Source organism: Thermosynechococcus sp. QS41 (assembly GCF_031583515.1).
In the GTDB taxonomy this organism is placed as follows: domain Bacteria; phylum Cyanobacteriota; class Cyanobacteriia; order Thermosynechococcales; family Thermosynechococcaceae; genus Thermosynechococcus.
In genome coordinates this window covers 85,034-99,999 of sequence record NZ_CP134181.1, presented here as the reverse complement: position 1 = coordinate 99,999, position 14,966 = coordinate 85,034, and the positions used below count along the sequence as shown (strand labels likewise).

General features: G+C 53.2%; 14 protein-coding genes. 8 read left to right on the top strand and 6 right to left on the bottom strand.

The annotated features are described in order from the left end of the window. Positions 1–11: 11 nt before the first annotated feature. The 7 genes from RHJ80_RS00475 to prmA all read left to right on the top strand — a co-directional run bounded on the left by RHJ80_RS00475 (position 12) and on the right by prmA (position 7,917). On the top strand, positions 12–1,118 hold the full coding sequence (locus tag RHJ80_RS00475) for a type III-B CRISPR module-associated Cmr3 family protein (protein WP_310801241.1): 1,107 nt from the start codon (positions 12–14) through the stop codon (positions 1,116–1,118). Between the two features lie 72 nt (positions 1,119–1,190). Next, positions 1,191–1,988: a type III-B CRISPR module RAMP protein Cmr4 gene (gene cmr4, locus RHJ80_RS00470; protein WP_302678557.1), complete on the top strand. Its 798-nt coding sequence runs from the start codon at positions 1,191–1,193 to the stop codon at positions 1,986–1,988. Positions 1,989–1,990: 2 nt separating this feature from the next. After that, positions 1,991–2,380, top strand: coding sequence for a hypothetical protein (locus RHJ80_RS00465; protein ID WP_310801240.1), 390 nt, complete (start codon positions 1,991–1,993; stop codon positions 2,378–2,380). A gap of 12 nt (positions 2,381–2,392) precedes the next feature. Then, on the top strand, positions 2,393–4,348 hold the full coding sequence (locus RHJ80_RS00460) for an RAMP superfamily CRISPR-associated protein (protein WP_310801239.1): 1,956 nt from the start codon (positions 2,393–2,395) through the stop codon (positions 4,346–4,348). A 32-nt stretch (positions 4,349–4,380) separates the two neighbouring features. Then, on the top strand, positions 4,381–5,280 hold the full coding sequence (locus RHJ80_RS00455; protein WP_310801238.1) for a J domain-containing protein: 900 nt from the start codon (positions 4,381–4,383) through the stop codon (positions 5,278–5,280). Positions 5,281–5,425: 145 nt separating this feature from the next. Next, entirely contained in the window at positions 5,426–7,009 is a 1,584-nt protein-coding gene (serA, locus tag RHJ80_RS00450; RefSeq protein WP_206200595.1) for a phosphoglycerate dehydrogenase, read from the top strand. Positions 7,010–7,017: 8 nt separating this feature from the next. Beyond that, a complete protein-coding gene (prmA, locus tag RHJ80_RS00445; protein WP_310801237.1) occupies positions 7,018–7,917 on the top strand; it encodes a 50S ribosomal protein L11 methyltransferase in 900 nt (299 codons plus the stop codon). Between the two features lie 6 nt (positions 7,918–7,923). Here prmA and RHJ80_RS00440 read toward each other — a convergent pair whose 3' ends face one another. The 6 genes from RHJ80_RS00440 to RHJ80_RS00415 are packed head-to-tail and all read right to left on the bottom strand — an operon-like array spanning position 7,924 to position 13,499. Continuing rightward, a complete protein-coding gene (locus tag RHJ80_RS00440; protein WP_310801236.1) occupies positions 7,924–9,087 on the bottom strand; it encodes a glycosyltransferase family 4 protein in 1,164 nt (387 codons plus the stop codon). Positions 9,088–9,124: 37 nt separating this feature from the next. Then, positions 9,125–9,922, bottom strand: a complete 798-nt coding sequence (locus RHJ80_RS00435) for an ABC transporter ATP-binding protein (protein WP_310743919.1) — start codon at positions 9,920–9,922, stop codon at positions 9,125–9,127. Positions 9,923–9,934: 12 nt separating this feature from the next. Continuing rightward, the gene (locus tag RHJ80_RS00430) at positions 9,935–10,690 is read right to left on the bottom strand and encodes a HEAT repeat domain-containing protein (protein ID WP_310743918.1); all 756 of its coding nucleotides are present in this window, start codon (positions 10,688–10,690) and stop codon (positions 9,935–9,937) included. Between the two features lie 33 nt (positions 10,691–10,723). Then, positions 10,724–11,026, bottom strand: coding sequence for an urease subunit beta (locus RHJ80_RS00425; RefSeq protein ID WP_310743917.1), 303 nt, complete (start codon positions 11,024–11,026; stop codon positions 10,724–10,726). 35 nt (positions 11,027–11,061) lie between these two features. Then, positions 11,062–11,697 (bottom strand): pyridoxamine 5'-phosphate oxidase, encoded by a 636-nt coding sequence (gene pdxH / locus RHJ80_RS00420; RefSeq protein ID WP_310801235.1) that lies wholly within the window; start codon positions 11,695–11,697, stop codon positions 11,062–11,064. After that, positions 11,694–13,499 (bottom strand): DUF2339 domain-containing protein, encoded by a 1,806-nt coding sequence (locus RHJ80_RS00415; RefSeq protein WP_310801234.1) that lies wholly within the window; start codon positions 13,497–13,499, stop codon positions 11,694–11,696. Before RHJ80_RS00415 ends, pdxH begins: the two co-directional genes overlap by 4 nt. A 519-nt stretch (positions 13,500–14,018) precedes the next feature. Between RHJ80_RS00415 and RHJ80_RS00410 the strand changes: the two genes are divergently transcribed. Then, positions 14,019–14,951 (top strand): septal ring lytic transglycosylase RlpA family protein, encoded by a 933-nt coding sequence (locus RHJ80_RS00410; protein ID WP_310801233.1) that lies wholly within the window; start codon positions 14,019–14,021, stop codon positions 14,949–14,951. Positions 14,952–14,966 lie beyond the last annotated feature (15 nt).

Sequence of the window (14,966 nt, the reverse complement as noted above, 5' to 3'; positions counted from 1 at the left end):
GGTTGATTATCATGACTGAATTAAGTTGGTATCGTCTAGATCCCCTAGATGTCCTCCTTTTTCGTGACTCCCGACCCTTTCAACCGGGAGAAGGCTCTTGGGCAAAAAGTCTCTTTCCTCCCTTGCCGATTACGGTCTTTCAAGCCTTACGCTCCCTGTGTGATCCCTACGCGCAAAATCTGGAGTTTCTTGGGCCTTTCCTCATTGATGCCAAAAACCAAGTCTGGGTAGACACGCCCAAAGATTTGGTGTGCATTGGCAACAAAAGCAACGAGGAAGCCGACATCAACGATCGTGCCGACCTCAGTAAAGTCAAGGGTTTTGCCCGCACTCAACCCGCTGCCACCGACGACCCTGCTTGGAAAGATGTCCGCCATCCGTTGCCGGGAAAGTTACGCCCTATTGTGGAACCGACCCTTAGGGAGAATGAGCAAGCCCAAGGCCGACCGGCTCCCCTCATGCGCTTGGATGCTCTTGTCCTCTATCTCCAAGGAAAGCTGGATCAGCTCAACGCCAAAGAGCACTTCCATGATTTGCCGTGGTCAACCCAAGTCCTCCCCCACATCAAAATGCAAGCTGAGAGTCGCAATGTGGAGGACGAAGCCGGCTACTTTACGGAAGTGGCCAACCGGATGCATCCGGGCTGGGGCTTTGTGGCCGGCATCAGTGTTGCCAATCTAGAGGGAGTCGTGCGCATTGGGGGTGAGGGGCATCAAGCCCAGGTGCATGCCCTAAAGAAACCTCCCTTTGCAGACCTAGAGGGGTTTCAAGGCACCGGTCAAGAAACCCTAGCCTACGTGCTGACTCCCGGCTTGGCGCCCGTGGTGGCTGACGCACCTGTTTATGGACTGTATCCCCATGATTGGCAAGAGCATCTGATTGGTGTGGTGGGCGATCGCCCCCTTTTAGCTGGTGGTCTCAGTACCTTTACCCGTCGCAATGGGCAACCCCAATTGGGCTATTCCGCACAGCGTGCCTATGTCAGGCCGGGAACTATCTATCGCTTTGCTCAGCCTCCCTCTCCCCAGCCCCAACAACTCCTCGGCGGTGTAGCCCCCAAAGCTCGCACCACCTTTGAAAAACTTCACTACGGCCAATTGCTCTGGGGCACTGCATAACCCCCCGAATACGAATGGATAAATAGGTGAGCACCGATACATGTTGAGCTCAAAGAGACTGGATGATCAACAATGTTTAACCTTGCCTACCTCTACCTTCTCTCCCCCCTCCACACGGGTGGCACCACTCAAGAGGGCAACCTTCTCGGCATTGCGCGGGAGTCCCACACAGAGTTGCCCTACATTCCCTCCAGCACGATTCGGGGTCGCTTGCGTGCCAGTACCCCCGACAAAGACCGCAACCGCCTTTGGGGCAACACCATTGAAGATGTCATGGGCGGCGAAAACACCAACCTTACCCAAGGGCAAGTGTGGGTCGGCGATGGTTCACTCCTGTGGGTACCGGTTCCCTCCCTCAGCCATGGCGTGATCTGGATTAGCTGCCCCATGCTGCTGCATCGTTGGCAACGCCTCACTGGTCAGTCCTCAGGAACAGTCGCTGCCTACAGCACCAGTTTAGACACCAGCAAACCTGTTTATCTCAAGGACGCGATCCTCAAAGGCGATCAGCTCAAGCCTTGGGAGAAATGGCAAGAGTGGATTCCGATCCGCGAGCAAACCCAAATTCAACAGGTCTTGGTTCTACCCGATCAGCACTGCAAAACCCTCATTGAAACCAGCCTGTGGCGACAGGTCAAGGTGAAACTCGATCAGCATAAAACCGTTGAAGGCGGTTTTCGCTACGAGGAAGCCATTCCCCCCGATACATTGATGTACTTCCCGTGGGGGACGGTTGCCCAACTCAATGGCGCCGCAGAAAAAGTGGAAAGCGATCTGCGGGATGTTTTCGATAGCCACCCAATTCTCCAAATTGGTGGTCAAGAAAGCCTTGGTCGCGGCTTTGTCCAACTTGTAACCCTTGGGAGTTAGCTATGGCCTTTGATCCACGCACAATGGCACAGCCAGTCTATAAAGCCTTGAGCGAACTACGGCATCGCACAGCAGATGACACCCGGCTGCGGGAGCAAAAAAGCCAAGCCGTTGAACTCTACACCTACTTGGCCACTTGGGGACTGATGCGCCTAAAAGCGGAAGAAGCTGCTCTCAGTCAAGAGGGGAAGAAGGAGGTTGTCAAAGCCTTTTTCCGTGCCCTTGAAGAAACAGCGCATGTTCAGAATTTGGCGGATGACAAAGGCTTGGAGACCCTCAAGAACCTTGACACAGAATCCTACCTTGGCTTAACCGGCTTAGGGTTACAAATTGCCCGTGAATTTAGCTTCTGGACAACCGCCCTTTACGTTGACATCGGCAATGCAGACTAGGAGGAGGACAACATGACAAATAACCCTGCATTACAGCGACCTCAAACTCATAAAGCAACACAGCGTCCCAATTCAAGAAACGCTGGCAATAGCGGTAGTGGTAAAGGTGGCAGAGGCAATAGTGGTGGTTCCCAAAAGGGTGGGAACAGTGGGAACACTCCACCCCGTCCTTCCCCATGGCTCGAACATCCCCTTGATCCAAATCCCAACCCCCATCGAAGTGCAGGGTTTGTCGAGTATCTGCGCTGGATGCGATCGCCCGCTAGCCCCGCCAAAGATGGTACGAAAGTGGAACTAATGACAATGGCAGAGCAGGGTGACTATCGCCAACGTTTGCAGGTCTTAACAGAGCGCACTCGCCAAATTGCCGGCAAAAACAATTGTTTTGCAGTCACCTGCCCATGGCGCATCCGTGTTGGTGGCCACCGTGGTCCTGAAAGTATCCTTCTGCCTGCCTTTGATAATCTAGGCATTCCCTATATTCCCTCCAGTACCTTACGAGGTGTTGCTCGTGCCCAAGCCATTCGGGAGGTGATGCAAAACGAAGGTGTACCTTGGGCTGAAGCAGACAAACTCGTCGGCCAGCGTTACTTTGGTTATCTCGACAGCAGGGACTCTAGCGAAAAAGCTGGCAAAATTATTTTCCTCGACGCCTACCCCTTGCCTGAACAAAAGAACGGGGGACTAGCAGTGGACATGGCCAACAACCTTTGGTCATGGAATAATGGCAACCTCAAGTATGCTGCCAACCCAAACGTGTTCTTTTCCCTGCGAGAAGCTTCATTTCTTATTGGTATTAAACCTACCAATCATTGCTCTCCTCAAATGCTTAAACAGGTCAAGAACTGGTTGATTCGCGGCCTGACCCAAGGAATTGGTTCGCAAGTGAATGCAGGCTACGGCATTTTAGTCGAATCCCTAAAACAGGTGGGGCGTGGCTTCTTTAGTGTGGATTTTACCGTTCAAGGCCAACTCATCCACGGTTGCCAAAAGTGTACGTCTACGTCATGGCAATGGAACGTTAGAAATCAAGCGTGGCAGATGCGCGGGCAACCAGAGGCCGAGGTGCGAGCTACAGCCTTTAAGTCCCTGCTGCGATACTGGTTTCGTGCCTTTGCGCGGGGGGTGTTGCCCCCAGCAGAAGTCCAAAGCCTTGAAGGAATGATTTTTGGTGCAATTCAGCCGCAACCCAAACATGGCTACCTGCGGGTACGGGTGATTAATGGGAGGGTGACCCAACCTGAGGCACGCCCTAATCAGCAAGGTAAAAACGATCCCTGTGGAGAAGAAGAGGGGACACTGGTATTAGACTATTCTTCTGAAGTTCCTGATGCCCACAAAGAAACGCTAAAAGAGCTGGCAAGCAACTTGATGTGGCTCATGTTTCACTTGGGTGGCATTGGTCAAGGGGCACGTCGCCCTTGCTACTCTCGTAAAACCCGTAACCAAGCACCCTGGTGGCGTGGTTCTAATCTGATTCCTAAAAACAATAATCCCTTTTGGGAACGCCCCAGCTGTGCCAAGGAATTCAAAGAAATTTTTCAACAGCGACTGCAAAGGTTTTATAAAGCTTTAGGGCAGCTTAGTAATCACCCAATCAACCCGAATCAACCATTATCCATTGGCACTGTTACTACCGGCCAATGGGCAGAAGCAATTGATCGAAACTGCCGTATCGTCGTTTGCAGTGGTGATTCCAAAGGAGAAAAGCCCTACGGCCTTGCCCTTCTTCATGACCCTAGCCTTAAGGTGAACCTTCTTCATGACCCTAGCCTTAAGGTGAATGGTAACTACGACAAAAACCTCTGTGGTTCCACTGGCAAACCCTCGCCAGTTTGGGTGGCTGACTTAGGGAACTATCAAGTTATTACGATTTTTGGCGTCAATAAAGATCCGCGCCTCGAGTTTCTGAAACACTTGAATACGTCTGGAAGATGTTTGCAACTATTTCCTTTCAAATCTTCTTGACCTTTTGAGCTTGAATAAATACCTAAGGAGCCATGACCGACTACTACGACATTCTTGGCTTGCAGCCGGGTGCTTCCAAAGAGCAGATCAAAGCAGCCTATCGCCGCCTCTGCCAAGAGTGCCACCCTGATAAACTGCCTCCTGAGACCCCCAAAAAGGCGCGGCAAATCGTCGAGGAGCACTTCAAGCAAATCAACGAAGCCTATGCCTACCTCATGGAGCAGGGCGATCGCCCGCCCCCACCTACCCAACCAGCAACAGATGTTAGAACTGCCCGCTCCATTTTCGATCCCGCTCGTATGGAAGCCGTAGCTCGGAAACTGGAGACAGAGCGGCAGGCCATTCAACGGCAGTATCAGCAATCAATCAATGCTATTGACCAACAACAGCGGCAAAAGCTAGCTTGCCACGGCCTCAAGATTGACGACTTGGATACAGTCGATCCAGCAACCAAATGGGGCAATGTTATTCAGGGGGGGATTCTCTTGTTGGTTGGCCTATTGGTAGGGAGTGTAGGCGGTCTTTTGGGCTTTCTGGGATACCTGTGGGCTTTCTTCTGCTTTTGGGGAACCTTGGGGGCAATGCTGACAAAAACAGTGAGTCCCCGAAAATACAAAATTCTCTGTGAGATTAAAAAGGAAACTGAAGCAGCAAAGGCCGCTGCTGCGCAGAAAAAAGAACGACGATTACAGGAGCAATCTAGTTACATTCGTCGTCAGATTGACTATTTCAAAACTCTACCCTTGGAAATGCTTTCAGAATCCTTCGTTCAAAATTTAAGTGATGAAGATCAGTTTTTCCTGCTCTTGGCCATCAAAGAAAAAGAGGATGATAAGCAGTGGGCGCGCACAGTTGCAGCCGGTGTAGAGATTGCTGCAGCAGCGGGTGTGGTTCTACTTCTGTCGCAACTCTTTTTGGGTGAGCCATTCTAATCTGAGCGCAATCAAGAAAAACAGGAAGGGAGGAACGATCGCCCCCCTATTAGGAAGAGTTTTGCTGAAACGCATTCTACCCCTACCCTTAGCGAAATAAAATGTGATAGCATAACTGTTCTGGCATTATACCTAGTGTTTACCTATGCCCAAAGTTCTGGTTTCCGATCCCATTGAACAGGTGGGGCTTGATTTACTTGCCCAAGTGGCACAAGTCGATGTCAAACTTGGCCTCTCAGAGGCAGAACTGATCAAAATCATTCCCGAGTACGATGCCCTGATGATTCGATCGGGAACCAAGGTCACAAAGGAGGTCATTGAGGCCGCCAACCAACTGAAGATTATTGGTCGGGCAGGGGTTGGTGTAGATAACATCGATGTGCCTGCGGCCACCCGTAAAGGGATCATGGTGGTCAACTCCCCAGAGGGCAACACCATTGCTGCTGCGGAGCACACCTTGGCGATGATGCTCTCCCTTGCCCGTCATATTCCCGATGCGAATGCTGCGGTGAAAGCAGGTCAATGGGATCGCAAACGCTTTACGGGCGTAGAGATTTATAAGAAAACCTTGGGCATTATTGGCCTAGGAAAAATCGGCTCCCACGTGGCCACCGTTGCCCGTGCTATGGGCATGAAGCTTCTTGCTTACGATCCCTATCTATCTACGGAACGCGCCGAACAACTGGGCTGCCGCCTCGTGGAGTTGGATGTTCTCTTTGCGGAATCCGACTTTATTACGCTGCACTTGCCGAAGACCCCAGAAACGCAGCATCTGATTAACGCCAAAACCATTGCCAAGATGAAGCCCACAGCCCGCATCATTAACTGTGCGCGGGGGGGCATTATTGATGAGGCAGCGCTTGTGGAGGCGCTCAAGACGGGTAAGCTGGCGGGGGCTGCCCTCGATGTCTTTGAAACTGAACCCCTTGAGGCGGAGTCTCCGCTGCGTGCCTTGGGGATGGAAGCCATCTTGACCCCTCACTTGGGGGCTTCCACGGAAGAAGCACAGGTGAATGTGGCCATTGATGTTGCCGAGCAGATTCGCGATGTGCTCCTAGGGTTGCCGGCGCGATCGGCGGTAAATATTCCGGGTCTGCGTCCGGAGGTTCTTGAGAAACTGGCGCCCTACATGCAGTTGGCGGAAACTCTTGGTAATCTTGTGGGGCAATTGGCGGGTGGTCGGGTCGAGTCTCTGGAAGTCCGTTTGCAAGGGGAATTGGCCACCAATGACAGTCAACCGATTGTGATTGCTGCTTTGAAGGGGCTACTCTCACCAGCGCTGCGGGAACGGGTGAACTACGTGAATGCTGGGTTAGAAGCTAAAGAACGGGGAATTCGCGTGGTCGAAACCCGCGATGAATCACAGCGTGACTATGCGGGATCCCTAGCGTTGATTGCTAAAAGCCCCTCGGAAACCCGCTCGGTGTCTGGTGCCTTGCTGGCTCACAGTGAATTGCGCATCACCAGTATTGATGACTTTCCCATTAGTGTGGCGCCAACCCGTTATATGTTGCTGACGCTACACCGCGATATGCCAGGCATTATTGGTAAAATTGGCACCCAGTTAGGGAGCTTTAATGTCAACATTGCCAGTATGCAAGTGGGACGCAAGATGGTACGCGGTAACGCGGTGATGGTGATTAGCTTGGACGATCCCCTACCCGAAGGCCTCTTGGAGGAAATCTTGAAAGTCCCCGGTATTCGTGATGCCTATATCGTGAATCTGTAGGCACGGTTGTGGTACAGCGTTGGTGGGAAATTACCGTCACTTGTCAAGCTGAGGCGGAAGAGCTGGTCTATTGGCGCCTTCAATCCTTTGGCTGTCAAGGTACGGCAACCCAGCAACAGCAGGGGCGGGTGTTGATCCAAGGCTATGTGCCGCAGCAGCAGGTGACCCTACTGGACATTGCTGCCCTAGGGGTTTGGATTGAGCAAGATGTGGTGGCGCAGGGCTACCTCTCGCCAAAACTCCACTGGCAGTTGGTGAATGAACAGGATTGGGCCCATAGTTGGCAAGCCTATTGGCATCCAATACCGGTGGGCGATCGCCTGCTCATTTGTCCCGCTTGGGAAACCCCACCCCTTGACAACACCCGCTTGGTGATCAAACTGGATCCTGGCATGGCCTTTGGCACCGGCACCCATGAAACCACCCAGCTTTGCCTTGAGGCTCTAGAGATGCAATTGGATCAAACCTTTGAGCCGCTGCCACCCACGGTGATGGCTGATATTGGCTGTGGTAGCGGCATTCTGGCGATCGCCAGCCTCTTGCTAGGGGCAAACAAAGCCTATGCCGTGGACACCTCGGATCTGGCGGTGACTGCGACTCAACGCAATGCTGAACTCAATGGCATCAGAGCCGACCAGTTGATTGTCAAGCAAGGGAGTTGGGAACAAGTCCTCGAACTGGTGGATGGCCTTGTCTGCAACATTTTGGCACCCGTGATTATCGAGATTCTGCCCCACTTGCCAGCAATTGTGAAACCCAAGGGCTGGGGCATCTTTAGTGGCATTCTTTTAGATCAGGCGGATCGAGTGGCAGAACAACTGGAACAACAGGGCTGGAGCTTGGGCAGTGTCTGGCGACGGCACGAATGGTGTTGTCTCAATGCTCGCTTTGAGCGTTTGCCAGACTAGAGGGAGCTAGCTTTTCACCTTGGCCGCCGGGCGCGCCAAAGAATACGAAGCCATTAGTTCTTGGTAGCAGGCCTCTAGGCGATCCAAGTTGTGACTGAGGCTATAGTGCTCCAGCACCCGTTTGCGGGCTTTGTCCCCCAAGAGGCGAATCATTTCCGGATGCTGATAAAAAATGGGCAGCAGCGTTTGCAACTGGGTTTTTACATACTGGGGATTCAAGACAATCCCTGCTCCAGTGAGCACTTCACCATCAGCACCCACATCGGTAGCCAAGCAGGCCAAGCCACAGGCCATTGCCTCTAGGAGCGACAGGGATAACCCCTCAATTTGTGAGGGCAAAATGAACACATCACAGCCGCGTAAAATTTGCAGCCGCTCTTGATCATTAACGATCGAGCCCAGCCAGAGAATATTTTGATCCGGACCATAATTGGCCATCAAGGAGGGCATCAGGGCACCGCCACCCACCATCAGCAACTTACAATCCGCCGGCATTTCCGCTGCACACCAAGAGCGCAGCAGCGCTTCAACATTTTTTTCAATAGCCATCCGGCCTTGATAGATATAGAGGTAGCGTGCCTTAAAGTCCTCTTTGGCCGTAGAAGGTCCCGGTGTATATTTGCGCGTATCGACGCCATTGGGAATCACCCGCAGCGTCTCAGCACCGACCCCAAGACGAATCAGTAGTTCCTTTTGCGATTGGGAAAAGACAATCACGCGGTCATAGCGAGCCAAAAAGGGGGCATACAGTTGGTAAGTCATTAAGGCGGTGCCCGCCGTTAGGGTACGATACTTTTCGCTGTAGGCTGGATGAAACGTGGCAACCAAGGGAATGTTTAACTCTTCGCAGATGTCGGGCAGAAAGAAATCGAGGGGGGACAGGGTCAATGAGGCGTGGACAATATCGGGTTTGAGTTTTTTAAGGGATTCAACCAGAACTTTGTTGGCTCGCAGGGAGGGCAGGGTATAGACTTGCGATTTATAGAGGCAAGGGAGCGTCACATCTGGCATCTCCCCTGCGTTCTCAACGTCCTGTTCATCCTCTTGGGCAAAATGCAGAAAGCTCACCTGATAACCGCGATCCAGTAGCCCATTAGTAATTTCACGACTATAGGTGACATTGCCGCAGGGGGGAGATTTTTTGCCAAGCCACGCGATGTGTAAAGTCACAATTATTAATTCCTGATTTATTACGTTATTTCGTTATTTATAGAGTAGCGGTACCCACCTGATCAATGATGCGAATGGGGCCATTGACATCGCCGCTGAGAAACTGCCGTAAATAGGGATTATCGGTCGTGCGGGCTTCGGCATGGGTGCCCTGCCAACAAATGCGCCCTTGATAGAGGAGAATCAGGCGATCGCCCGTGCGCTCAATGGTACTGTTTTGGTGGGTAACGACAACGTAGGCATGCCCCGTCTTCTCCCGCAATTCGCGAATCAAATCCTCAATCACTGTCGAGGCAATGGGATCTAGCCCTGCCGTTGGCTCATCGTAAAGCAGCAGGTAGGGGTTGTCATTGGGATCTTCGGGATTATCCACAATGGCGCGGGCAAAGCTGACTCGCTTGCGCATTCCCCCAGACAACTGCGCTGGGTAGAGGTCTTCCATACCAGCGAGGCCGACCATCGCCAGTTTTTCCCTAACAATTTCCCGAATGCGTGCCTCCGGCAAACGCGTATGCTGGTACAGGTAAAAGCCAACATTTTCAGCAACTGTTAAGGAATCAAACAGGGCAGATTGCTGAAAGACCATGCTCATGCGCATCCGACAGAGACCTTCTTGCCGTAACCCTTGGCGACGCTCACCTGCAACATACACTTCACCCTTATCGGGAGCGATTAGGCCGGCAATAATCCGCAAAAGGGTTGACTTACCGGTTCCCGAAGGTCCTAGAATCACTAAGGCATCATCGGGGTAGATGGCCAAATCCACATGATTGAGCACCTGCTGATGGCCAAAGGCTTTGCAGACACCGCGCAGCTCTACCAGTGGTTCAGTCATTTGATGCATCCCCTAGCCAAAGGCTTCTAATTGCAGGTCTGCGATCGCCTGTAATCCCCGTGCATCCCCCAGCTTAAAGAGGGCTGCTTTAGCATCTTCTTGGACACCCATATCACTGTCCTGCAGGGCAGCAATCAGTTGATCAATGGCTTGCGTGTAAAGAGGCCCAAGGGGAATTTTGCGACAGGCATGCCCCAAGGCCCAAGCACAGTTACTGCGCACAGCGGCAATTGCATCCTGAGCCAAGGCAAGGGCAAGGGCAGGAATGGCAAGCGTCGCCGCCTCTTCACTGGCTTCGGCCACCTGACCCAAGGAACTCGCTGCCCAGAGACGCACGGCAGAAATATCTGTTTGCAGGGCACGAATCAAGGGATCAAGGGTGCGTCGATAAATTTCTGGCAAGGGAAAGCGCACGCTACAGTTACCCAATGCCCAAACAATGCCTTTGCGGACATAGCCATTCCAGTCCCGCTCCAATTGCTGAATGAGGGCATCCACCGCTGCCAAACTGGGGTTACGGCCAAGGGCATAGGCGGCACTGACACGGACAAGGGGACAGGGTTCTTGCAGGAGATTGATGAGATAGGGTGTGGCGCGTTCATCCTGCAATTCGCAAAAGGCGCGAGCCGCCAACATCCGCTCCGTCACATCGGCGGAGGCCAGCAGGGGCAACATGGCTTCGGGATCGGGGCGATCGCTCTCCTCACTCGGCAGCGCCGCTAGTGCATCTTCTGAAGTGTCGAGAAGGGGAAAATCATTGTCATCCATACTGTTTAATCTACAGGATGCTTGGAATCCCGACTAGAGCGCACCGTTGACTTCGCCGCGAAAGCCATAGATTTGGCGACTGCCATCAAAGGCCACCAGTTGCACCACCCGCTCATCCGGCTCAAAACGAATGGCGGTGCCAGCGGCAATATCTAAGCGCATTCCTCGTGCCTGTTCACGATCAAATTGGAGGGCTGGATTGACTTCGTAAAAGTGGTGGTGAGATCCCCCCTGAATTGGGCGATCGCCCGTATTGGCCACCGTTAACGTCACCGTTGGCCGGCCAGCATTGAGTTCAATGGTTCCCTCTGCGGGGATAAGTTCACCGGCAATCATGGGCATCTCAGCCAATCTCTAAAGATATCCCTATCCTAGGGGTAGAGGCGCACCCGCTGCCAGTGGTCTCCTTGGCGCCGATAGCACAGGCGATCGTGGAGGCGATTGGGTCGCCCTTGCCAAAATTCAATCAGGGTCGGTAGAACACGATAGCCCCCCCAATGCTCTGGCCGAGGGACATTTTCGCCATAGCGGGCTTCCACTGCCGCAAGGCGGGCTTCCAGCTCGGCGTAGGATTCTAAAACCTCACTCTGCTGGGATGCCCATGCCCCCCAACGGCTACCCAAAGGACGACTCTGGAAGTAGGCATCGGACTCCGCTGCACTAATTTGCTCAACAGTGCCTTCAATGCGCACCTGCCGTTCTAGCTCTGCCCACCAAAAGACAAGGGCAGCCTTGGGATGAGCGGCTAATTCTAGACCTTTGCGACTGCGATAGTTCGTAAAAAAGACAAACCCGCGATCGTCCACATCTTTGAGCAGAACCACTCGCGCAGCGGGCATACCATCCAAGCCAATGGTGGCCAGTGTCATCGCATTGGGTTCCGGTAGTTCTGCTTTAACGGCTTCAGTAAACCAAAGGCGAAACTGTTGGATCGGGTCTGCCGCGGCTTCGCTTTCCAGAAGACGTTGACGACGGTAATCACGGCGCAGATCAGCAATGCGGGTCATGGGGTTTCTTCGGACTTGTTGGTTGGGCTTTCTTCACTGATCCTAGAGGATTCCACGGGCGATCGCCGCCACAGGGCGCGGAAAAAATAGCTCAGCAGCAAAAAAATCAAACCAAACCCCATAAACAGGAGTACTCGCCACACCGGCGCAAGATGGATGAGATCAACGAAGAAAAGCCGCACCAAAGTAATGATCAGCGTGATTAAAGCCACCGTGCGCACCGCTGAGGTGTCCCGTTGCAACCCATAGATCAGCAGTCCGACGCCAAAGAGTCCCCAGACAAGGGTGGCTGCCCCGGTGCCAAAGGGCGCCAGTTCGTGCTGCATCCAGATCATCGTCACCCCATAGCCCAATATCCAGTAGAGGGGGCGGGTGGGTGGGGGCAAAAAACGGATACTGACTGCTGCGGCGCCAAGCACCACCAAATGGGAGAAAAAAGCCAGATTCAACAGCGGGGGGCGATCGGCGGCAGTAAACAGCAGTTGCCCAACAAAACCAAGGCCGAGCAGTCCCCACCAAAGATGGGCAATAACCCGCAGGGTGCGCGAGGCATAGTGTTGGCTCAAATAATGCAAAATCAGCCCCTCGATCGCCAGCGGTGCGAGGATAAAGCGATTGCTGTAGTAACGAACAACAATGCCAAGGGCAATGAGCACCAGTCCCGTCAAGCTATAGACCCAGCGCCAAGATTGCGGCAAGTGTCGCCAGAACAGACTGGTGCCAAGGTAGAGCACCCCAAAAACAACAAACACCCGCCCCGTTAGCGTTGCCGACCAATCCCAGAGGAAGGCACTTAAGCCCAAAGCAATCAGCGGATTAAAGAGGGCGATCGTCTGACCATAGGACCGTGGGGAAGTCTCCTGAGGGCGATACAGCTCCCCTGCCCTGTCGCGATCGCGTCCCTGATACCAAGGGGGTAATACCGTAAAGCCCAGCCAAGTCAACGCCAGAATGATCTGTAATGCCACGACCCGATCAAGCCGTTGAGCAGTAATAGACACCGTTAACATCAGCCATCCCAACCAAAAAGCTGACAGCAGGAGCGATCGCCAGCCCTTCACTGCGTAAATTGCCCAACTGCCCAAGAGAATTAAAAAGGTATAACTGGCCAAGGCCAAGGGACGACTCATCTCTGTGTTGTAGAGCAGCAAAGGGGTTGCTAAGCCGCCAACCACGCCAATCACCGCAAAAATGGCTCGATTTTGGCGCAACGAGATGAAAAATGCTCCTAGGGTCACTAACACCATCAACGGGAAGGCCACACCCCAAGGCATGACGGTCAAAAACTGATAGGCCGCAAAGATCGTCAGGTAATAGGTCGCCAGACCGCCCCCCTGCAAAAACTGGCTAAAGATGGCTCGCTGCTGCAACCGCCAGCCTAACCCCATCAGCACTGTACCGATGATAAAGCCCATGGCCACAAGAACTGCATCGGTAATCCAGCCCAATTCAACGGCGTACCGAAAGAGGAAGCCAATCCCCAACAGCAGCAGGCCGATGCCGAGACGGTTGAGCCACAGTTCCCAATTTTGTAGCCAGTCAGCTTGGGAAGGCCTCACTGGGCGTAACGGTGGCACCGCTGGAGATTCAGGCGCTGGGGGTTGTAATTCAGTCGCAGGGGCAGGAGCGATCGCCGTCGGTTCCTCAGGTGGCGTTGATGGTGTTGCAGGTTCTGGAACTCCAGAAGAGGAGAGGTCTTCACGGAGAATGGCTCTTTGCAGAATCTCGAGCGATCGCTGCAGGGCAGCCACAGCGGCTTCTAAGTTTTCAAGACGACGCCGCAAGTCATCCCTATCTTCCATGGTTCGGCTCCCTACGGACTATATCCCCGTTTTATGCGCTAGAGGAGAGAGCCATTCCTTGGGCAATGCACTTTATGAAGTGGCTAGAGGCGCATGCCAAAAGGGGTAAAACGGGAAACAAAATTGGGTGAGAAATCGTCCTATGGCACACAGAAAAGGTCGCAAAAAGCAAATTTTCTCTTTTAGATAAATTTTTATTTTTGGTGATCTGAGTCACAGAAATCTTCAGAAATTAAAAACGACTTGTTAAAAGTTTATAAAATTTTCTTATTTTCTTTCGTCAACTGTAAATTCCGTTAATATGCCAGTCTGCGTAGGTTTCACCGCCTTCAGCGCTTTTTTATTCTTTTTCAAAATGTTTACCATGAACAAAATGTCCCTGATGCTTGATTCTAGGCCTTCGTGGTAGGTTGAAACAGTTCCGCGATGAGAGCGAACACGGCACCAGTAGGGGTAACCCCTGTGTGATGTTGGTGCCCTACTGTCCAGCCGTATGGATGCCCTTTTTAACGGACGCCTATGAAAAAAACGCTTTATGTGGGTCTGACAACAACCACGTTGGCTGTGTTGGGAATCCTTTCCAGTAGCCGTGCAACCACGACGACACCAGCCATAGAGTCAGGTTCAGCCCCCTCTTCCCCCGTCGTTGCCACCAAAGTGGGGGAACGTCAATCCACTGCCCCCACCAGCCGGGCGATCGCCAGTCTGCATCGTCACCAACAGCAAGGCCGCGAAGCCGTAACCGTCTATTTGCGGGGGATTCCCGTACTCACCTTCTTGGGTCAACGGGTAGCAGCTACAGAGGGCGTCAAAGTCGCTGCCGCCAACGGCGCCGGGATACCAGAGCAAACCACCCTCTCAGAAGCAGCCCAACAGGCAACCCTTCTCACCGCTCGCCTCAATCAGCTCCACGAACAGGGCTTTGATGCCAACCTTGTGCGCGTGGGTTGGGATGCCCAACAACAGAACTATCGCATCTACGCTGACAAAGAACCTCTCCTGACTCTGAACCATCAAGTCACGCTTCCCAATAGTTCACAACGCAATGATGAAAACGCCCTGCGCATTGCTAACCTGATCCGCCGCCAACTGGGGAATGCCCCTGCCCTAACCAGCGTAGAGGGTAGCCCAAATACCGTTGTGGCCATGGGACCAATTCGGATGCAGTTGACGGGTATTGCCTCGTGGTATGGCCCCGGCTTCCATGGTGCCCGCACTGCCAATGGCGAGCGATTTGATCAGGATGCCCTGACGGCGGCTCATCGCACACTGCCCTTTGGGACACGGGTACGGGTGACAAATCTCCAGAATGGCCGCTCAGTAGTGGTGCGCATTAACGATCGCGGGCCTTTTACGGGGGGACGGGAAATTGACCTCTCGCGGGGGGCTGCGGCTGCCATTGGCCTCATTGGTGCCGGTGTCGGGCCTGTACGCATTGACGTTTTAGACTGATCCCCACCCCCCCAA

Coding starts and splice junctions, on each gene's coding strand:
- RHJ80_RS00475 (WP_310801241.1), top strand. CDS start 12: ATGACTGAATTAAGTTGGTATCGTCTAGATCCCCTAGATGTCCTCCTT.
- cmr4 (WP_302678557.1), top strand. CDS start 1,191: ATGTTTAACCTTGCCTACCTCTACCTTCTCTCCCCCCTCCACACGGGT.
- RHJ80_RS00465 (WP_310801240.1), top strand. CDS start 1,991: ATGGCCTTTGATCCACGCACAATGGCACAGCCAGTCTATAAAGCCTTG.
- RHJ80_RS00460 (WP_310801239.1), top strand. CDS start 2,393: ATGACAAATAACCCTGCATTACAGCGACCTCAAACTCATAAAGCAACA.
- RHJ80_RS00455 (WP_310801238.1), top strand. CDS start 4,381: ATGACCGACTACTACGACATTCTTGGCTTGCAGCCGGGTGCTTCCAAA.
- serA (WP_206200595.1), top strand. CDS start 5,426: ATGCCCAAAGTTCTGGTTTCCGATCCCATTGAACAGGTGGGGCTTGAT.
- RHJ80_RS00435 (WP_310743919.1), bottom strand. CDS start 9,922: ATGACTGAACCACTGGTAGAGCTGCGCGGTGTCTGCAAAGCCTTTGGC.
- RHJ80_RS00430 (WP_310743918.1), bottom strand. CDS start 10,690: ATGGATGACAATGATTTTCCCCTTCTCGACACTTCAGAAGATGCACTA.
- RHJ80_RS00425 (WP_310743917.1), bottom strand. CDS start 11,026: ATGATTGCCGGTGAACTTATCCCCGCAGAGGGAACCATTGAACTCAAT.
- pdxH (WP_310801235.1), bottom strand. CDS start 11,697: ATGACCCGCATTGCTGATCTGCGCCGTGATTACCGTCGTCAACGTCTT.
- RHJ80_RS00415 (WP_310801234.1), bottom strand. CDS start 13,499: ATGGAAGATAGGGATGACTTGCGGCGTCGTCTTGAAAACTTAGAAGCC.
- RHJ80_RS00410 (WP_310801233.1), top strand. CDS start 14,019: ATGAAAAAAACGCTTTATGTGGGTCTGACAACAACCACGTTGGCTGTG.